General features: G+C 65.6%; 18 protein-coding genes and 1 tRNA gene. 9 read left to right on the plus strand and 10 right to left on the minus strand.

Annotation, left to right across the window (positions count from 1 at the left end; all coding sequences use genetic code 11):
• The 6 genes from NA2_RS04240 to NA2_RS04265 form a co-directional block, all read right to left on the minus strand.
• On the minus strand, window positions 1-2,069 hold a 2,069-nt coding region (locus NA2_RS04240; RefSeq protein ID WP_008594563.1), incomplete at its 3' end, for a transglycosylase domain-containing protein.
• A 133-nt stretch (window positions 2,070-2,202) separates the two neighbouring features.
• Window positions 2,203-2,820 (minus strand): ribonuclease D, encoded by a 618-nt coding sequence (locus NA2_RS04245; RefSeq protein ID WP_008594566.1) that lies wholly within the window; start codon window positions 2,818-2,820, stop codon window positions 2,203-2,205.
• A gap of 22 nt (window positions 2,821-2,842) precedes the next feature.
• Window positions 2,843-4,222: a M20/M25/M40 family metallo-hydrolase gene (locus tag NA2_RS04250; RefSeq protein ID WP_008594568.1), complete on the minus strand. Its 1,380-nt coding sequence runs from the start codon at window positions 4,220-4,222 to the stop codon at window positions 2,843-2,845.
• Between the two features lie 125 nt (window positions 4,223-4,347).
• Entirely contained in the window at window positions 4,348-5,340 is a 993-nt protein-coding gene (locus tag NA2_RS04255) for a BMP family lipoprotein (protein WP_008594571.1), read from the minus strand.
• A gap of 219 nt (window positions 5,341-5,559) precedes the next feature.
• Window positions 5,560-6,228 carry a peptide-methionine (S)-S-oxide reductase MsrA gene (gene msrA, locus NA2_RS04260; RefSeq protein WP_008594572.1) on the minus strand — a complete coding sequence of 223 codons (669 nt, stop codon included), beginning with the start codon at window positions 6,226-6,228 and terminating at the stop codon, window positions 5,560-5,562.
• 37 nt (window positions 6,229-6,265) lie between these two features.
• Entirely contained in the window at window positions 6,266-6,580 is a 315-nt protein-coding gene (locus tag NA2_RS04265) for a hypothetical protein (protein WP_008594574.1), read from the minus strand.
• 231 nt (window positions 6,581-6,811) lie between these two features.
• On the opposite strand from NA2_RS04265, the gene NA2_RS04270 reads away from it, so the two are divergent.
• Both NA2_RS04270 and NA2_RS04275 read left to right on the plus strand, forming a co-directional pair.
• Window positions 6,812-6,901: transfer RNA gene (locus tag NA2_RS04270), tRNA-Ser, on the plus strand.
• 356 nt (window positions 6,902-7,257) lie between these two features.
• Complete coding sequence (locus tag NA2_RS04275; RefSeq protein WP_008594576.1) at window positions 7,258-8,007, plus strand: CPBP family intramembrane glutamic endopeptidase; 750 nt, start codon at window positions 7,258-7,260, stop codon at window positions 8,005-8,007.
• A 47-nt stretch (window positions 8,008-8,054) separates the two neighbouring features.
• On the opposite strand, the gene NA2_RS04280 is transcribed toward NA2_RS04275, so the two are convergent.
• Window positions 8,055-8,378, minus strand: a complete 324-nt coding sequence (locus NA2_RS04280; RefSeq protein WP_008594578.1) for a DMT family transporter — start codon at window positions 8,376-8,378, stop codon at window positions 8,055-8,057.
• A 101-nt stretch (window positions 8,379-8,479) separates the two neighbouring features.
• Window positions 8,480-9,226 carry a F0F1 ATP synthase subunit A gene (locus tag NA2_RS04285; RefSeq protein ID WP_008594580.1) on the minus strand — a complete coding sequence of 249 codons (747 nt, stop codon included), beginning with the start codon at window positions 9,224-9,226 and terminating at the stop codon, window positions 8,480-8,482.
• A gap of 268 nt (window positions 9,227-9,494) precedes the next feature.
• On the opposite strand from NA2_RS04285, the gene NA2_RS04290 reads away from it, so the two are divergent.
• The 4 genes from NA2_RS04290 to NA2_RS04305 all read left to right on the plus strand — a co-directional run bounded on the left by NA2_RS04290 (window position 9,495) and on the right by NA2_RS04305 (window position 13,546).
• Window positions 9,495-10,652 (plus strand): low temperature requirement protein A, encoded by a 1,158-nt coding sequence (locus NA2_RS04290; protein WP_008594581.1) that lies wholly within the window; start codon window positions 9,495-9,497, stop codon window positions 10,650-10,652.
• Window positions 10,653-10,985: 333 nt separating this feature from the next.
• Window positions 10,986-11,489 (plus strand): GNAT family N-acetyltransferase, encoded by a 504-nt coding sequence (locus NA2_RS04295; RefSeq protein WP_008594583.1) that lies wholly within the window; start codon window positions 10,986-10,988, stop codon window positions 11,487-11,489.
• A gap of 27 nt (window positions 11,490-11,516) precedes the next feature.
• Window positions 11,517-12,455, plus strand: coding sequence for a LysR family transcriptional regulator (locus tag NA2_RS04300; RefSeq protein ID WP_008594585.1), 939 nt, complete (start codon window positions 11,517-11,519; stop codon window positions 12,453-12,455).
• A gap of 149 nt (window positions 12,456-12,604) precedes the next feature.
• Entirely contained in the window at window positions 12,605-13,546 is a 942-nt protein-coding gene (locus NA2_RS04305; RefSeq protein ID WP_051011535.1) for an SDR family NAD(P)-dependent oxidoreductase, read from the plus strand.
• 75 nt (window positions 13,547-13,621) lie between these two features.
• Here NA2_RS04305 and NA2_RS04310 read toward each other — a convergent pair whose 3' ends face one another.
• The gene (locus tag NA2_RS04310; protein ID WP_008594590.1) at window positions 13,622-15,145 is read right to left on the minus strand and encodes an MFS transporter; all 1,524 of its coding nucleotides are present in this window, start codon (window positions 15,143-15,145) and stop codon (window positions 13,622-13,624) included.
• Window positions 15,146-15,232: 87 nt separating this feature from the next.
• Here NA2_RS04310 and soxR point away from each other — a divergent pair, with 87 nt between their 5' ends.
• The 3 genes from soxR (at window position 15,233) to NA2_RS04325 (ending at window position 17,791) form a co-directional block, all read left to right on the plus strand.
• A complete protein-coding gene (soxR, locus tag NA2_RS04315; RefSeq protein WP_008594592.1) occupies window positions 15,233-15,694 on the plus strand; it encodes a redox-sensitive transcriptional activator SoxR in 462 nt (153 codons plus the stop codon).
• 170 nt (window positions 15,695-15,864) lie between these two features.
• Window positions 15,865-16,305 carry a GNAT family N-acetyltransferase gene (locus NA2_RS04320; RefSeq protein ID WP_008594594.1) on the plus strand — a complete coding sequence of 147 codons (441 nt, stop codon included), beginning with the start codon at window positions 15,865-15,867 and terminating at the stop codon, window positions 16,303-16,305.
• Between the two features lie 232 nt (window positions 16,306-16,537).
• The gene (locus NA2_RS04325) at window positions 16,538-17,791 is read left to right on the plus strand and encodes an outer membrane protein (protein WP_040676750.1); all 1,254 of its coding nucleotides are present in this window, start codon (window positions 16,538-16,540) and stop codon (window positions 17,789-17,791) included.
• 94 nt (window positions 17,792-17,885) lie between these two features.
• On the opposite strand, the gene NA2_RS04330 is transcribed toward NA2_RS04325, so the two are convergent.
• Window positions 17,886-19,013 carry an anhydro-N-acetylmuramic acid kinase gene (locus tag NA2_RS04330; RefSeq protein ID WP_008594599.1) on the minus strand — a complete coding sequence of 376 codons (1,128 nt, stop codon included), beginning with the start codon at window positions 19,011-19,013 and terminating at the stop codon, window positions 17,886-17,888.
• Window positions 19,014-19,017 lie beyond the last annotated feature (4 nt).

Below are 19,017 nucleotides of genomic sequence, written 5' to 3' on the forward strand. Positions count from 1 at the left end.
CCCACCGCCGCCGTCGGCACGGGCCGGGCGGCGGGTTGCGTCGCGGCCACGCCGGCAGCCGGCCGGCCAGGCGTCCAGGAGCCGGGAAGCTGCCTGACCGGGAGGCCCTTCTCGGCTTCTTCCATGAAGGCGCGCCAGGCGGGAACCGGCATCGAGCTGCCCGTCGCCTTGGTCGCCTTCGAGGCGTCGTTGCCGAACCAGACGCCGGTCACAAGGTCGGCGGTGTAGCCGACGAACCAGGCGTCGCGTGACTGCTGGGTGGTGCCCGTTTTGCCGGCGGCAGGGCGACCGATATCGGCCGCCTGGGCGCTGCCGTAGGCGATGGTCCCCTGCATCATCGCGTTCATCATGCCGATAACCTCCGCGCTCGCCACGCGCGTCGGGCGCGGCTTGCCGTGCTCGTAGAGCACCTTGCCGGAAGTCGTGGTCACGCGGCTGACGAAATGCACCTCGGGCCGCAGCCCGCCGGTGGCGAAGGGCAGATAGGCGGCGGTCAGTTCCAGCGGCGTCACCTCGGACGTGCCGAGCGCGATCGATGCGTTGGCATTGAGACTGGATTCGATGCCCATGCGCTGCGCCACCTCGACTACGGCCTTCGGCCCGGTCTCCATGGCGAGCTGCGCCGCCACCGAGTTGAGCGAGCGGGCGAGCGCTTCCGACAGGGTGACGGGGCCGTAATACTTGCCCTTGTAGTTCTCCGGCGTCCACTTCCCGATCTTGATCGGCGCGTCGTTGCGCACGCTGTCGGGGGTGCGGCCCTGCTCCAGCGCCGCCATGTAGACGAACGGCTTGAAGGCTGAACCGGGTTGCCGCCGCGCTTCCGAGGCACGATCGAACTGGCTGTTGGCGTAGTCGTATCCGCCGACCATGGCGCGCACCGCGCCGCTCGTGTCGATCGACACCAGAACGCCCTGGCTGACGGCCAGCTTGCCGCCCTTCTCGTCGATCAGCTGGCGGATCGTCTTCTCGGCCTGCTTCTGCAGTTTGAGGCTGACGGTCGTCTCGACGACGATGTCGGCGCCGCCGTCGCCGATCAGCGTCGGCAGTTCTTCCATGATGCGGTCGGCCACATAATGCTCGGACCCGGTCCAGTAGGCGGCGGCGCGCGTGGCGGGCTGGCTCATCGCCGTGGTCATCTCGCTGTCGCCGATCATGCCCTGGTCGCGCATGGCGGCAAGCACCACCTGCGCCCGCGTTTCGGCGGCCTGCGGGTCGCGCGCCGGCGACAGGCGGGACGGCGCCTTCAGAAGGCCGGCGAGCAGCGCCGCTTCCGACAGCGTCACGTCGCGCGCCGACTTGTTGAAATAGCGCCGGGACGCCGCCTCCACGCCATAGGCGCCGGAACCGAAATAGACGCGGTTCAGATACATCTCGAGGATCTGGTCCTTCGAGTGCTTCTGCTCCAGCCACAGCGCCAGCAGCACCTCCTGCACCTTGCGCTCGATGGTGCGGTCGGGCTTCAGGAACAGGTTCTTGGCGAGCTGCTGGGTCAGCGTCGAGCCGCCCTGGGTCAGGCGCCCGGCCATGACGTTCTCGCTCATCGCGCGGGCGAGGCCGATCGGATCGACGCCGAAATGCGAGTAGAAGCGGCGGTCCTCGATGGCGATGACCGCTTGCGGAATGTGCGGCGACATCTCGTGCAGGCCGACCGCCTCGCCGCCGGTCATGCCGCGATTGGCGATCAGGGCGCCGTCGGAGGAAACGATCCGGACGTTCGGCGGCCGGTCGGGAATTTGCCATGTGGTGGCTGCCGGCATCTTGGCGCCGTAATAGGCGACGATGCCCGCGCCGGCGATGCCGCCCCACAGCGCCAGCACCAGCATCCAGTAGACCGCGCCGCGCAGGAAGCCGAAAAAGCCGCGCCCGCCGCCACCTCCGCGGCGCCGGCCGCCGCCGCGTCCCGTCTTCCTCGCCGGGGTCCTTTTCGCCGTGGACTTGCGTGGCTTGCGCTGCTGGCGTGAAGGAACGACGCGATCGCTCTCGCCGAGCGACAGGTCCCCGCCGCCCCGGCGCGCCTGCGGCGCATCGAAAGTCGGTTCGATCCTGCGTCTTCGCGTATCCCGCGCCATGCCTGTTCCTGCCCCGCCAACGCCGCGCTGGGCACGAAGCCCGGCGCACAACTCAAACAGCCCGCAATGCGGGTCAGCGGAGAGTAAAGGCCAGCGGTTTAAGGCGCAGTTAAGTCAAAATGAACGAAATGGCTCAGCTGTGGGCGAAAATGTCCTCTTCCTCCCAGCCCATCAGGTCGAGCCTGGCGCGGGTCGGCAGGAAACGGAAACAGGCCTCGGCCTGCGCCGTCCGGTTCTCCCGGGCGAGCCGCTGCATGAGCTTCTCGCGCAGGCCGTGCAGGTAGAGGACGTCCGAGGCGGCGTACTCCAGCTGTTCGAGCGACAGTTCCTCCGCCGCCCAGTCGGACGACTGCTGCACCTTCGACAGGGAGACGCCGAGCAGTTCGTTGCACAGGTCCTTCAGCCCGTGCCGGTCCGTATAGGTCCGGGTCAGACGCGAGGCGATCTTCGAGCAGAACACAGGTTCGGCCATCACGCCGAAGGCGTTGTAGAGAACGGCGATGTCGAAGCGCCCGAAATGGAACAGCTTCGTGATCGCCTTGTCGCCGAGCAGGGCCTCGATGTTCGGCGCGCTCTTCTGCCCCGCCTCGATCTGCACCACGTCGGCCGTGCCGTCACCGGGCGAAAGCTGCACCACGCAAAGCCGGTCGCGATGCGGCTTGAGGCCCAACGTTTCCGTATCGATGGCGACGGCCTCCACGCGGTAGCGGTCGAGGTTCGGCAGGTCGTTCCTGTGCAGGCGAATGGTCATGTCGGCTTCCCGGTTTTCTGGTTCACTTGCTCAGGACATCGAGGATGCGCGCCCAGGAGCGCTGGCCGCGGTGAAACGAGGTGAGGTCGTATTTTTCGTTGGGCGAATGAATGCGGTCGTCCGACAGGCCGAAGCCGACCAGCAGCGATTCCATGCCGAGCATGCGGCGGAAGTCGCCGACGATCGGGATCGAGCCGCCCATGGCGACGGCGACAGCGGGCTTCGACCATTCCTCCGTCAGCACGCCCTGTGCCTTGACGACCAGCGGCATGTTGTAGTCGAGCTGGAAGGCCGGCCCGCCGCCGTGCTTGTGAAACTCGACCGAGCAGTCGGCCGGGATGCGCGCCTCGATGAAGGCTCGGAAGGCCGCGCGGATCTTGTCCGGGTCCTGCTTGTGCACCAGGCGGAACGAGACCTTCGCCGAAGCCTTTGCGGCGATCACGGTCTTGAAGCCCGCGCCGGTGTAACCGCCGGTGATGCCGTTGACCTCGGCGGTCGGACGCGCCCAGACGAGTTCGAGGACAGAGCGGTCCTGTTCGCCGAAGGGCTTTGCCAGGCCGATCGGGTTGAGGAAGCTTTCCGCCGTTTCGCCGAGGCCAGCCCAGCTCTTCAGGATGTTCTCAGGCGTTTCCTCGACCCCGTCATAGAAGCCCGGAATGCTGACGCGGCCGTTCTCGTCATGGATGGCGGCAAGCGCCCGGGCGAGGATGGTGATCGGGTTTGCCGCGGCGCCGCCGAATTCGCCCGAATGCAGGTCGCGGTCGGCGGCATGGATGGTGATCTCTTCACCAACGAGGCCGCGCAGGCCGACGCAGACCGCCGGCGTTTCGCGGTCCCACATGCCGGTGTCGCAGACGAGCGCGAAATCGGCCGTCAGCTCGGCGGCGTTCGCCTCGAGGAAGGGTTTCAGCGAGGGGGAGCCGGACTCCTCCTCGCCCTCGAACAGGATGCTGATGCGGCATGGCATCTTGCCGTGCACGGCCTTGTAGGCGCGGCAGGCCTCGACGAAGGTCATCAGCTGACCCTTGTCGTCGGCAGCGCCGCGTCCGATGATCGCCTTGCGGCCGGGCTCGATCTCCTTGACGGAAGGCGAGAACGGATCGTCGTTCCACAGGTCCAGCGGGTCCACCGGCTGCACGTCGTAATGGCCGTAGAACAGGACATGCGGGCCTTCGCCCTCGTGATGCGCCACCACCATCGGGTGCCCGGCCGTGTCTCGCACGCTTGCCTCGAAACCGATCGACTTCAGGTCTTCGACCAGCCATTCCGCCGCCTCGCGGCAATCGCTGGAGAAGGCCGGATCCGTCGAGATCGACTTGATGCGCAGCAGGCTGAACAGCCGCTCGAGGCTCTGGTCGATGGAGCGGTCGAGATGATCGAGAACCGGTGCGAGGTCGGACATGGAGAACTCCTGGCGGGAAACGGAGGGAGCGCGGATGCTGCCTCCTTATAACGGCAGGCATCGCAAAAGAAAAAGGGCCGCGACCGGACCTTTCTCGATTTCTTCGGACGGTTGCGCCGCCGGCTTCAGTAGGGGCAGGCGTTGTCCGTGAGGAAGTTGTGCACCTCGATCTCGCCGGCGATGATCTTCGCTTTGGCGGCCTCGACGGCGGTCTTCATATCGTCGCTGACGAGGGAGGCGTTATGCTCGTCCATCGCGTAGCCGACGCCTTCTTCTGCAAGGCCGACATCCTGCACGCCATAGGTGAACTCGCCATTCTTGGCGTCCATGAAGGAATCGTAGACCGCCACGTCGACCTGCTTGACCATCGAGGTCAGCACATGGCCCGGCTGCAGGCCGTTCTGGTTCGAATCGACGCCGATGCCGAGCTTGCCGGCATCCGCCGCCGCCTGCAGCACGCCGACGCCGGTGCCGCCTGCCGCGTGGTAGATCACGTCGGCGCCCTGGTCCATCTGCGTGCGGGTGATCTCGCCGCCCTTGGTCGGGTCGTTCCAGGCGGCCGGCGTGTCGCCGGTGTAGTTACGGATCACCTTCACGTCGGGATTGGCCGCCTTGGCGCCGCCCACATAGCCGCACTCGAACTTGCCGATGAGCGGCACCTGCATGCCGCCGACGAAGCCGACGGTGCCGGTCTTGGAGGCGAGCGCCGCCATCATGCCGACCAGATAGGAGCCTTCCTGCTCCTTGAAGGTGATCGAGCGCACGTTCGGCTGATCGACCTTGTCGTCGATGATGGTGAAATTGACGTCCGGATAGTCGGGCGCCACCTTGTTGAGGAAGTCGACCCAGGTGAAGCCGGCCATGACGATCGGGTTGCGGCCGTCTTCGGCGAAGCGGCGCAGTGCCTGCTCGCGCTGCGCGTCGTTGGAAATCTCGAACTCGACATATTCGACGCCGGTTTCCGTCTTGAACCGCTCGGCGCCGTTATAGGCGGCCTCGTTGAACGATTTGTCGAACTTGCCGCCCAGATCGTAGATGAGGGCCGGCGCGAAATCCGCCGCGAAAGCACCTGCGGTCATGGCGGTGGTGGCCAGGAGGCCAAGGACGATACGCTTCATGTGATCCACACCCTGTCGGTTGCCGTGTTGCTTGCGATGCCGCGCCGGCCACGGAGATCATTCCGCGCTGCCCTTGCGCTCAAACGAGCATCCAGGCCGCGTCAGCGGTCCGGAACGGCACGAGCGGGAGCGTTTTTCTCCCCCTTGCCGCCACCTTTGCACAGCCAAGGCGAAACTTCACCTGGAATTTTGACCGTTCGGAAAAACCTGTCCGGACTCTCAGGAGCCCGCTGCCGGGGCGACCGCGCAGGCGACGCCCGTGCCCTGCAGGCCGCAATAACCGTTCGGATTCTTGGCCAGATATTGCTGGTGTTCCTCCTCGGCGAAGTAGAACGCCGGCGCCGTGTCGATCTCCGTGGTGATCGCGCCGCGCCCGGCATCCCGCAGCGCCGCCTGATAGGCATCGCGCGAGGCGCGCGCCTCGGCGAGCTGTGCCGCGGAGGTGGTGAAGATCGCCGAGCGGTAGGTGGTGCCGACATCGTTCCCCTGCCGCATGCCCTGGGTCGGGTCGTGGCTTTCCCAGAACAGCGCCAGCAGTTCGGCGAAGGAGATCCGCTGCGGGTCGTAGACCACGAGCACGACTTCCGCATGGCCGGTCAGGCCGGTCGTGGTCTCGCGATAGGTGGGATTGGGCGTGATGCCCCCGGCATAGCCTACGGCAGTGACCCAGACGCCGTCGCGCTGCCAGAACAGCCGCTCGGCGCCCCAGAAGCAGCCCATGCCGAATAGCGCGCTCTCGGTGCCTTCCGGATAGGGACCCTTCAGCGCATGGCCGGACACGAAATGCCGCGCGGCGGTGGCGATCGGGTCCGGGCGCCCGGGCAGGGCATCCTGCGCCGAGGGCATGGAGAGCTTCTTGTTGCCCATCAGGGTGCTGAGAATTGACATGGTCTCGGTTCCTTTCTGGTTTCCTGCCGCGGGGCGGTCACGCCAGGGAGACTGTCCGTCGCCCCGGGCGCCCGATCGCATAGAACAGCAGCGAAAGGGCTGCGAAGACGAGCCAGCCGGGCAGCGTCAGGATGAAGATCGCGACCGGGTCCCACAGGACGGGGGACGTGTAGCGCTGGACCACGGCCTGCGACAGGTTGAGCGTGTCCGGCGAGACGGAATACCAGCTTTCGCCGAGCGGGGTGAAGGTCAGCGCCGAGGCCGCGATGGAGCGTGTCGCATCGATCACCGCCATGATGACGGCAACCGCCAGGGCAACCATGGCCAGCACCCGGAACAACCAGCGGAACATCAATGCCTCCTGCAGGCGGCCGGCGGGCCGCGCTTCATTCTTCCGCAGAGATAGGCGGCGCGGCCGGCGATGGCAATCGCCCGCACGGAAAGTTGAGAACGGCGATCGCGGGAGATGCGTTGCGGATGACGGCGGCAAATTGCAAATCTGTGACACGGCGGACTTGGCATTCGCGATCAGATCGACTAGATCACCCTCGGCGCGCGACCGCGAGAGCGGAAGCGCGCTGCCGGAGAGGTGGCCGAGTGGTTGAAGGCGCACGCCTGGAACGCGTGTATACGGGAAACCGTATCGAGGGTTCGAATCCCTCTCTCTCCGCCAGCATCCATCTTTTTCATTCATTTTTTCAAATGCCTAGCCTTCGGTGGTTGCGCTGCATCTCCCGCTGACGGGAGGGCGGGATCCGTTTGTGGCCGTTGCACTCGCGAATCTGCCGTTTTCCCATCAGTAGGGCTGCCCGAACGTTCCGATGTTCATTGCGATGTGCTGGCGCAGCGGCATCGCGCGTATAAACCGACGCTGAACTGAGGCGCTCCGCGTCGACTCCTTGTCGATCCTGGTGGACGGAGACGGCCGGAAGCTCCGGCAATTTGCCTATAGCAAGGACAGGTTGCAGGGTCTCGCCGGGTGGCTCGACAGGCATGATGTCGCCGTGAGCGCCAGGAACAGGCACGACCATGAATGCAGACAACACCAGGGCAGCCGATCAGGGCCTTGCAGGAATTCACATTCTGATCACGGGGGCCATCATGTTCGGTGAGTTCCTGTGGTTTTCGTCTTCGGCGTGGCTGTCGGTTGAGACGTATGCGGTGACCGCATACAGCGACACGGACAATTTTCAGATGTTGCTGTTTCAGACCTCACGGCTGACGCTGGCGCTGCTTTACCTTTATTACGTTGCCGGATGGTCGATCAGGAGGCTTTCCTGGGGGATTACGGTTTACGCGACGCTTCTCGGCATCCCGATCTTCCTGGCGCTCGGTCTGGGCCAGGACCTGGTCGCGATCGTGCTGGATGGGCTGCAAGGAGCGCCGCCGAACCCGACCGAAGGGACCGCGCCATCCCCGGAAGACGTGCCTGTTGCAACGCAGTTGGTCGCGCCGGCGACGGCAGGTGGCTGGTTATTGACGATAGGCTATGCACTTCTGAACGGTGTTTACGAGGAGCTGTTTCTCGTCGGCATCGTGCTGGCCGTCCGTCAGGACTGGCGGGTTGCAGCCATGGTCGCCAGCGTCCTGGTTCGCGCAGGATTTCATACCTATCAAGGACTGGATATCGCGTTCACGATGGCGCTCCTGGGAGCTGCGATGTTCGCCTTGTACCGGCTGATCGGAAAGCTCTGGCCGCTGATGGTTGCACATGGCATCGCCGATATCGTGGGACTATCCGTCATTGGCCTGGTTTATGGCATCCTAGGAGAATCCTGATGGGGGATATCCCGAGTTGCTCTACTGACTCGGCCGTGATGCGGCCCTTATGCTGCTGTGCTCGACAGCTTCATGAGGACGATCCCGGCCACGATCAGCGCGCCGGCCAGGAGCCGCATCGGATTGGCGGCCTCCCCCAGCACGATCACGCCAACGGCAAACGCCCCCACGGCACCGATCCCGGTCCAGATCGTATAGGCGGTGCCCAGCGGCAGTGTCTTCATCGATATGGACAGAAGCGCAAAGCTCGCGATCATCGTCACGATCGTGATGGCGCTCGGCACCAGCAGCGTGAAACCCGCTGATTTCTTCATGAAGAATGCCCACACGATTTCGAGCAGGCCAGCGAGAACAAGATACATCCAGGCCATGGCACGGCCCTCCTTTCAAGAGCCGGGCCGTCCCGGTCGGTGTGTTCTGGATGAGAGAGGTCGTCCTCGTCTCGGATAGATAGGTGCGCCCGGCGCCGTCATCAATGGCCGGGATGGAGCGCGTCGTTGAGATACATGCAGGTCAGCATCGTGAAGATGTAGGCCTGAATGACCGACATCAACAGTTCAAGACCCGTCAGTGCGATGGTCATCGCAAGGGGGAGCAGCGAACCTGCCAGTCCGAGCGCACCCAGCCCGCCAAGCGACACGACGAAGCCTGCAAAGACCTTGAGCGTGATATGCCCGGCAAGCATGACCGCAAAAAGACGCACCGAATGGCTCACCGGGCGGGAAAGGTATGAAACGACCTCGATCGGGACGATGATCGGCGCGAGCACGAGCGGCACGCCGGATGGCAGGAAAAGCCGGAAGAAGCCCAGCCCGTTGCGCCACAGGCCGTAGACGGTGACGGTGAGGAAAACCATCATCGCCAGCGCGAAGGTGACGATGATGTGGCTGGTGACCGTGAAGGCATAGGGGAACATGCCGATCAGGTTGGCGAACAGGACGAACATGAACAGTGAGAACACCAGGGGAAAGAAGCGCATGCCTTCTTCTCCCGCGTTCTCCCGGAGCGTCTTCGATACGAATTCGTACAGCACCTCCGCCGACGATTGCAGACGCCCGGGCACGAGGCGCCTTCCAGACGTTGCAAACAGGAGAAACCCGGTGGCGAGCCCGACGATGGCGACCATGTAGGCGGAGGAGTTCGTGAAGCTCAGGTCGAGACCGCCGATTTCAATCGGCAGAATGCGGGATATCTCGAATTGCTCGATTGGTCCGGCCATGATCCGGCCCTCCTCTGAGTGGCCGGGTCGTCCCGGAATGCAGTTCAACGGCGCGGGTCGTCCCGAGCCGGGCTTCAATTACGCGCTGCCCAATGGCCAGTCAACCGTCCGGTTGCCGCGGCCGCTCCCACACGCAGATTCCACAAAGCTATGGACTTGCCGGCTGTCAGCGTGCTCAGTTTGTCCCAGGGGGCGGCGCGTTCAGCAGGCGTTGCCTAGATCGGCATCCTGCGTCCAAGGGCAGAATGCCTGTGACGGGACAGGCTTCATGAACTATTTCCACCTCGCTCCGCGCCATAAGGACGAACCTCACAGGGCCGCTACGACGCTGGAGCTGATGTTCGACCTGGCATCGGTCATCGCCATTGCGGCCGCCGCGATCGGCCTCCACCATGGAATTGCGCAAGGTCATGCGCTGGAGGCAATTCCCCAGTTCCTGTTCGCCTTCTTCGCTATCTGGTGGAGCTGGATGAACTACACCTGGTTCGCCTCGGCCTATGACAACGGCTCGCCGGGCTTCCTGGTGCTTTCGATGGTCGCGATGTTCGGCGCCCTGATGGTCGCGGCGGGGATACCGGCGATCTTCTCGCACAATCCGATCATCCTGTGCCTGGCCGGCTATGTCGTCATGCGCGTCGCCATGGCCCTGTTCTGGTTCGCCGCCGCGGCCGGCGACCCCGAGCGTCGGAAGACCGCTCTCGGCTACGGCGTCGGCATCCTTGTGATGCAGTGCTACTGGATCGCCACGGTCCTGATGCTCGCACCGCAGGCGGGCATGTATGCCCCGTTCCTGGTGATCGGCATCATCGGCGAACTGGCGGTGCCCGCGCTGTCCGAATATTTCTACGGCGACACGACCTGGCACCGGCACCACATCATCGAGCGGTACGGGCTGCTCAACATCATCGTTCTGGGAGAGTGCTTCCTGGCGATCGTCGCCATGCTGGTGCTTGACGAACAGGGGTCGCCCGCCTCGTGGCATTCCATCCTGTTCGCGGTCACCGCGGCCGTGATCACCTTTTCGATGTGGGGATTGTATTTCACGGACGAGGAGCATCTGAGGGACGATGCGCTGCGCCGCGCACTGTTCTGGGGATACGGCCATTTCATCATCTTCGCCGCCGGCGCCGCTGCCGGAGCGGGCTTCGCGGTCGTCCACGAGGTGGCGAGCGGACATGCCCAGATCGGCGCGTTCACCGCCAGCTTGTCGGTGGCGATCCCGGTGGCGATCTACATGCTGATGATGTGGATCGTGCGTGACCGCTTCACCCCGGCGCATTGGCGCAAGCTGGCTATCCCTGTCGGTGCCGTTGCCGTTGCGCTGGTGCCGCTGGTGGTCAGCGAAGCCTTGCCGGCGATCGCGGCGATCATACTGGTCACGGTCATTGTCCGGCGCGGCTTCAAGGAGCGGCGCATCCCGGCCTAGAGCATTCTGCAGTCAGGTGGAAACACCTGACGTCCGCATAAATGCGGAAAAACAAGAAGATAGACCCGTTCGGCGTTTCTGTGAAACGTTGAACGGGTCTAGACCGGCCCAGTGTCTCCGCATTCACGCGGACGTGGGGTGAACCCGCCTGGCTGCAGAATGCTCCAGCGGGCAATCGGTCCCATCGCTGCCCGGCGCTCTCCAGTGGCCCGCCCCGCGCAAGCACACATATCGACATACCGCATCGCTGGCTGTAGAGGCAGCCTGCTCTCGGGCGCGCCCGGACGGGGCTTTCGCCGAGGCACGGCTTTTTTTGTTTTCATCAGGACGATCATGCAGGAAGAAGCACCAGGCAGCGATGCCGAGATCACACTCCGCCGGGTTACCTCAGCGAATGTGTCGGAGATATGCGAACTGAGCGATACGCTCTCGGAGGAACAGAGGGATTTCGTCGCCGACAACGGAACGTCGATCGCGGAAGGCTTCTGTTCGGAATCGGCATGGTTCCGCGGGGTCTACGCGGATGAGTGCCTGATCGGCTTCGTGATGCTGCACGAGGGTTCGGACTGGGACGACGGGATCGATTGTCCGGGCCCCTATCTGTGGCGCTTCATGATCGCTGGGCCGTTCCAGAACCGGGGATTCGGGAAGCGGGCGATCGAGAAGGTCGCGGACCGCCTGCGCGCGCGCGGCGCACGGGAACTCTACACGAGCTTCGGCCTTGGCGCGGGCGGACCGCAGAAATTCTACGAAAAGCTCGGCTTCGTGCCGACCGGCGGCATGTTCGACGAGGAAGTCGAGGTGGTTCTCGCGTTGAATGGCCCTGTTCACCGTTAAGTGTGGCCGTGGTAATCACTTCTTCGAATGAAGAAGAGCTTTACAAGGACCGGCCGCGGGCTGGATGGCGTCTCGGCTTTCCTGAGGGTCGCCGAGCGCCGCAGTTTTCGCGCGGCGGCGGCCGATCTCGGCGTGTCGCCCTCTGCCGTCAGCCAGGCGGTGAAGGCGCTTGAAGCGCGTGTCGGCGTGGCGCTGGTCTCGCGCTCGACGCGCAGCGTCGGCCTGACGGAAGCCGGTCAGCGCTTCATCGAGCGGGCGAAGCCGGCCATGGAGAATCTCGACGCGGCTTTCGAGGCTGCCCGCTCCCTCGGCGAGCGCCCCTCCGGTCTGCTGCGCATCACCGCGCCCCGCTCGGTGATCGCACCGGTGCTGGAGCCGGCATTGCCGGAGTTCTGCGCGGCCTATCCTGAAATCGGCATCGAGATAGTGGCGGATTCGGGTTTCGTCGACATCGTCTCGGAAGGTTTCGACGCCGGCATAAGGCTCGGAGAGCTGGTTCACGCCGACATGATCGGCGCCCGGCTGACGCCGCCGTTCCGATACTGCGTCGTCGGCGCCCCCTCCTATTTCGCCCGGCACGGCAGGCCCTTGACGCCTGCCGATCTCGGCGCTCACCGCGCGCTCCGCTATCGCCTGCAGAGTTCGGGCGCGCTCTATCGCTGGGAGTTCGTCGAGAATGGCCGCGAGGTCGAGATTGACGTACCCGGCCCGCTGACGCTCAACGACGAGACGCTGCTGCCCTCCCTGGCGCTGAAGGGCCTTGGCCTTGCCTATCTGGCGGAGCCGCTGGTGCGCGGCCATGTCAGGCGCGGCGCACTGGAAACCGTGCTGGACGCCTTCTGTCCGGAAAGCCCCGGCCTGTTTCTCTACTATCCCGGCCGCGCCCAGAGCCTGCCGAAGCTCAAGGTCTTCGTCGAGCACATGATGCGGCAGCGCCCCTCTCTCGAGGCGCATATGTCGCTTTGAGCCACCGGGCGGCCCCGGGGCCGGGGCGCCTCTATCGTGAAGCGATGCTTCACGGCTCATGCAGTTAAGGCCGGATTGTCGTAGGCTGCAGCCGCGTTCTAGCCTTGCGCGACTTCAATGCGTAACCCGGACAAGGCGGCTGGCGAGAGATGACTGAAACCGGAACGGACAAACCGGCAAGCCCCGGACGGCGGCGTGTGCTGGGTGCGGCTGCGGCGGGCACCCTGGCGGGTGCGGCGATCGGGATCACGGGCGGCATGGCGCTGGCCGGGGCGGGGCGCCCGCCGGCCGCGCCGGTCTTCGAGGGCAGGCGCCGTTTCGCCGATCAGGTGGTGATGATCACGGGCGCGACGTCGGGGATCGGCCGGGCGGCCGCCGAAGCCTTTGCGGCGGAGGGCGCGCGGGTCGTCTTCTGCGGGCGGCGCGAGGCCCTGGGCGCGCAGGTGGAGAACACCATCCGTGAAGCCGGCGGCGAAGCGCTCTACATCAGGGCGGATGTGCGCGAGAAGGACGACATCGACGATTTCGTCCGGCGCGCCGTGGCGCAGTTCGGCGGGATAGACCTGGCGCTCAACAATGCCGGCATCAGCTTCAGCAAGCCGCTGCACGAGATCGGGGCGGACGAATGGGACGACCTGCAGGATACGAATGTGCGCGGCGTCTTCCTGTCGATGAGGGCGCAGATTCCGCACATGCTCGATCGCGGCGGCCAGATCATCGTGACCTCCTCGGTCAACATCGACGGGGCGCGCCCCGGTCTCGGCGCCTACAATGCAAGCAAGCGGGCGCTGGCGGGTCTGGTGCAGACCGCGGCGCTGGAATATGCCGGCAGGGGCCTCAGGGTGAACGGGATCTGCCCGGGCGCCACCGACACCGAGATGATCCGCCGGCAGGCGGGCTTCATGGACGCTCCGGATGCCGCATGGAACGCGGCGATCGGGCTCTGGAGCCGCAGCAATGTCTCCGGCCTGCAGCGGGTCGCGGCACCCCGCGAGATCGCGGCTGCCATTCTGAACATGGCCTCCCCGGACATGAGCTATCTGAACGGTTCGATGATCTTCGTCGATGGCGGCATGACTGCGTCCCTTTGATGGGAGCGCCAAGCAGGCGCATCCCTTCGGAAGACGCCGCGGGCGCACTTTCAGTCCGCGGCGCCGCTCCTCCCCTCAATCGCTCCGCGCCCGCCGGAGGAATGCCATCGATATCCCCGCCAGCACGACCATGAGGCCGCTTCCGGCGAGGGCGACCGCAGCCATGCCGTTCGCAAAGGCCGCGTTGCCGAGGCTGGAGAGCTGAGTGGCGACGGGGTGGGCCGTTTCGTTGAGGGCGGCGGCAAGCATGCCGAGGGAATCCTGCGCCGCGTTCGCGAGGTTCGGCGGCAGGTCGGCGGGCAAGTCGCCGGCGACCTGCGACCGGTAGACCGCGACGCTGAGGCTTCCCAGAACGGCGATGCCCAGCGCCATGCCGAACTCCCCGCTCGTCTCCGAGAGGCCGGAGGCCTCGCCGGCGCGCTCGGGAGGCGCTGCGCTGACGATCAGGTTGACCGTCAGGGTCATGGTGGCGCTGGAGCCGATGGTGGCGAGCGTCAGTCCGGTGACGAGGAGTGGCAGGCCGGGCGGGTTTCCGGTGCCGGCCAGCAACGCCAGCCCTGCGGCGCCCACACCCAGCATGAGGGCGATGACGAGGGCCGGCCGCATGACGATGGCCAGCTTCGATGCGGCGATGGCGCCGACGATGCCGGCCACGGTCGCGGGCAGCATGGCAAGGCCGGCATCGAGCGGTGAAAGGCCGAGCACGAGTTGCAGGTATTGCGAGCCGAGGAAATAGGGAGCACCCACGGAGAAGATCGCCAGGAACTGGATGCCGAGCGCGGACGAGAAGGCCGGTATCCTGAACAGGGTGAGATCGATCATCGGGTTCGAAAGCCGCAACTGCCGCCTTGCGAAAATGAAGATGAGCGCCGCGCCGGCAAGGACGAAGGCCCAGGCCTGCAGGTCCGCGCCATGGGCGGCAATCTGCTTGATGCCGTAGACCCCGCCGAGCATGCCGGCCAGCAGCAGGGCCACGCTCGGCAGATCGATGCGGCCGAGTTTCTCGGATCGATGCTCGGGCAACAGCAGCGGCGCGGCGATCAAGACGACCAGCGTCAGGGGAACGTTCAGGAGGAACACGCTGCCCCACCAGAAATGCTCGAGCAGGACGCCGCCGAGCAGCGGCCCGGCCGCCGTGCCGGCCATGAACACGCTGGACCACAGGGCGATGGCGAGGCCGCGCTGTCCGTCGTCGGCGAACATGTTGGTGATCAGCGAAAGGGTGGAGGGCATCAGCGTCGCAGCGGTGATGCCGAGCAGCGCCCGGGCGAGGATGAGCATCTCCGGCGAGGCGGCGAAGGCGGCAAGCATCGAGGCGACGCCGAAGGCCGCGGTGCCGATCATCAGCAGGCGCCGGCGGCCGATGCGGTCGCCGATCGTTCCCATGCTGATCAGCAGCCCGGCGATCATGAAGCCGTATATGTCGACGATCCAGAGCATCTGCGTCGAGGAGGGTTCGAGCGCGGTCGTGATCGACGGTACCGCCAGATGGAGCACGGTCATGTCGATGGCGACAAGCAGCGTCGGAAGGGCGAGGGTCGCCAGCCCGAGCCATTCGCGCGGCCCGGCCCGGGAGGAAGTCTTGTCCGTTGAGGTCACTGATGCGTCTCCAGATCGTTGAATCCGCTCCGTGATAAAAGTTCAAGTAAGCTTGAAGTCAAGCGTCGTCCATGCGATGTCTGCGGGATGGCGGCATTTCTGACGATACAGGAAGTCTCGAGGCGCAGCGGCGTGGCCGCCTCGGCGCTGCGCTATTACGAGGAACGTGGGCTGATCCGGTCTGAACGCGCCGGCTCCGGCCATCGACGTTATGAACGCGCCGTGCTGCGGCGGATCGCCTTCATCGTCTTCGCCCAGCGCGTGGGCCTGCGGCTTGAGGAGATCAGGACCGAGCTGGACAAGCTGCCCACCGATCACATCCCCACGGGAGCCGACTGGGAAAAATTGTCCAGCGTGTGGAGCGAGCGCATCGACGAGCGGATCGCCGAACTGGAGCGCCTCAAGAACGGCCTGGCGGACTGCATCAGCTGCGGCTGCCTGTCGCTTTCGCAGTGCAAGCTTTCCAACCCCCAGGATCGCGCCAAGCTTCTGGGCCCCGGTCCCCGCTACTGGGTGGGCGCGCGGGACATGAAGAGCCTCCTGCCGTGAGGAACGCGCGGCGCGATATAGCGTTCTGCAGTCAGATGGAATCACATGACGTCTGCATAAACGCGAAAAAACAAAGAGATACACCCGTTGCGCAGGGCAGCGCGATGGCCCTGTCCCTTGAGATGTGATGATGCCGGCGCCGACGGCATCTGCCTGCGCCTGGAGCCCCGATGCACCTGACCTTCGAGACGACCGACAATCCCGACCCCAAGGACGAGCGTTTCATCGAGACGCACCTTTCGGCGTTCAACGATGCCGATGTCGGCGCCTCCGGCAAGCGCCAGCTCTCGGTCTTCGTCCGCGACGGCACGGGCACCGTCGCCGCCGGAATCTCCGGCTACACCGCCTGGGGCTGGCTCTATGTCCAGCGGCTCTGGGTTTCCGAGAGCCTCCGCGGCCAGCGCATGGCCGGTCGGATGCTGGAGCAGGCCGAGCGGGAGGCGATCGCGCGCGGGTGCCACGGCGCGTTCATCGACACCTTCAACCCGAGCGCGGCCAAGGCCTACCTGAGGCAGGGTTACCACCCCTTCGGCGCGCTCGACGACTTTCCGGCAGGCCGCAGCAGGATCTTCCTCCAGAAGCGGCTCGGCGAAGGCTCCGGCAGGCGCTGATACGCGTCGCTTTCAATGGATTCGTTTGAAAGACAGGGAACCTGCATCGTCTCTGTGTACGATCGTCTCGGCGGGCCGCCGCATGACCCGAACGGGTGTGGCGCAAATGACGCAGCGTCATGACAATTATGAACACAACCTTCCCCTCCGTCAGCGCCACAACTTCTGGTGCATGGACTCGCATGTTTCGCCATGGGAGGCAGCGCCCGGGTACTGGATTTGGGGAAACTGAATGTTATCACGCAGCAACGCATTACTAGCCGCCTGCCTGGGCGTCGCGGCACTCACGCAGCCTGCCTTGTCGGCCGATCTCTCCGGCGGCACCACCGGGGGTTACAACTGGTCGGGTCTCTATCTCGGCATCGGCGCCGGCGCCGGCGCGCGCATCGGCGAAGTGGAAATTCCGGCGGGTCCGGCATCCTTCAACGGGATCGGCGGCGAAGGCCTGTTCGGCGAACTGACGGTCGGTTACGACTACATGGTTTCCCCCCGGTTCCTCCTGGGCGGTTTCGCCAATGGCCGTTTCGGCAATATCGGCTCGCGCCTCGACCTCGGCGTGGGCTCGATCGAGGTGAAGGGCGACTATGGCTTCGATGTCGGCCTGCGCGCCGGCTATCTGATTTCGCCGTCCACGCTCGCCTATGTCCTCGGCGGTTACACCTGGCAGCATTTCGACGTCTCCTCGAACCCGGCGGGTCTCGAATACGACTGGAGCAACAGCGGCTTCGTCGTGGGCGCTGGTCTTGAGACCGCGCTCGACGGCAACTGGACGCTGAAGTCGGAATATCGCTATTCGCATTTCGGATCCGAGGATTTCGACACGGGCGGCTTCCTGAAGGTTTCCCCGTCTTCGCATGCTTTCCATGCCGGCCTGAACTATCGCTTCGGCATGAACAATGGCGGCGGCGCGGCGTTCGAGACCCCCGCCTATGACTGGAACGGCCTGACCATCGGCGCCGCTCTCGGCGCCGGCGGCCTCGTTCACGACGTGGGCATCGGAGGCCTGGGCGTCGGCTTCAACGGTGTCGGGGCCGAGGGCTTCCTCGGCGAGGTATCGGTCGGCTACGATCGGGAGTTCGGTGGCAACTGGGTCGCCGGCGTGCTGGCGGACGCCCGCTACGCGACGGTGTCGACGGACCTCAAGGGGCCGGGCTTCTCCGCCTCGCTTGAAGCCGACTATGGCTTCGACGTCCTCGCGCGCATCGGCTACAAGATCGGCGGCGGAACGCTGGTCTACGCGCTCGGCGGCTACAGCTACCAGCATTTCGATGTCGACGTTTCGGGCCTTGGCTCGGTCTACGACTGGGGTGCGAGCGGCTTCTCCGTCGGCGGCGGCATCGAGACCGCGGTGACCGAGCGCGCCACCATCAACCTCGAATACCGTTACTCCGATTACGGAAGCGAGGATTTTGGTTCGGGCGGGCTGTTCGAAGTGGAACCCTCCGCGCACACGGTTCGCGCAGGCTTCAAGTTCAAGCTGATGTAGCCGGATTGCGGCCATCGCCGTACAAACGAAAACCGGGCCACTCTGGCCCGGTTTTTTTGTTGCCGCGCGCGCCTGCGGCCATGCAGCGGCAAGGTCAGGCGGCGAGCCGTCCGCCGCGGAGCGGTTCGGGCGCGCCGGTCGTGGTCGGAAAGCTGATCGGCATGCCGCGCAGGACGCGCACGGCCAGGAAGGCGAAGCACTCCGCCTCGATGGCGTCGCCGCGCCAGCCGGCCGCTTCGGCGGGCACCGCCTCGACGGCGGCACGGCTGCCCAGCATCTGCATGATCGCGGGATTGTGGCGGCCGCCACCGCAGACGATCAGACGCCGTGGCCGCTTCGGCAGGAGGTCGAGCGCCTTGCCCACCGCCGAGGTGGTGAAGGCGGCAAGGGTCGCGGCACCCGTCCTCGCGTCAAGACCGTCTGCCATCGAGGCCCCGAAATCGAACCGGTCGAGCGATTTCGGGTAGGGCGCGGCGAGGTAGGGATGCTTCAGGAGCTCGGCGAGCCGTGTCTCGTCGACGCTTCCCGAGAGCGCCAGCGCGCCGTCGCGGTCCATCTCGCCCAGCCCGAGGCCCTTGACGAAATCGTTGATCGGCGCGTTGGCCGGGCCGGTGTCGAAGGCGACGACGCGCTCCTTGCCGTCCCACCAGGTCACGTTGGCGACGCCGCCGAGATTGAGCACGGCCGTTTTGCCGCTCGTGTCGAGGTCGCGCAGCAGCGCCGCGTGATAGGCGGCCGAAAGCGGCGCGCCCTGGCCGCCGGCCCGCATGTCGGCGGAGCGGAAATCATACGCCACCTTGCAGCCGAGGATGGACTGCATCAGCGCCCCGTCGCCGAGCTGTCGCGTCTCGCCGATCCGGCCCGCCTGCGGCGCGCGGTGCAGCACCGTCTGGCCGTGGAAGCCGACGATGCCGATATCCGCCATGGCGAGGCCCTGGCTCTCGACGAGGTCCCGCACCGCTTCGGACTGGGCGCGGGTCAGCACCGCTTCCGCCTCGGCGAAGATCGCCGGTTCCGGCCCGTCGAAATTCCAGGCCCGCGCCTGGTTCAGCGTCTCCTCCAGCAGATCGCGGGTGGACCGGGGGTAGGGCGCCAGCGTGTAGGCACCGAACTGTGCGACCCGCTCGCCGTCGGTCTTCAGCATCGCCACGTCGATGTTGCCGTCGAGGACGGTTCCTGTCATCAGGCCGACGGCCCAGATGGGTTCGAAAGTCTGTTCCATGGTC

This window comes from Nitratireductor pacificus pht-3B (assembly GCF_000300335.1).
GTDB classification, from domain to species: domain Bacteria; phylum Pseudomonadota; class Alphaproteobacteria; order Rhizobiales; family Rhizobiaceae; genus Nitratireductor; species Nitratireductor pacificus.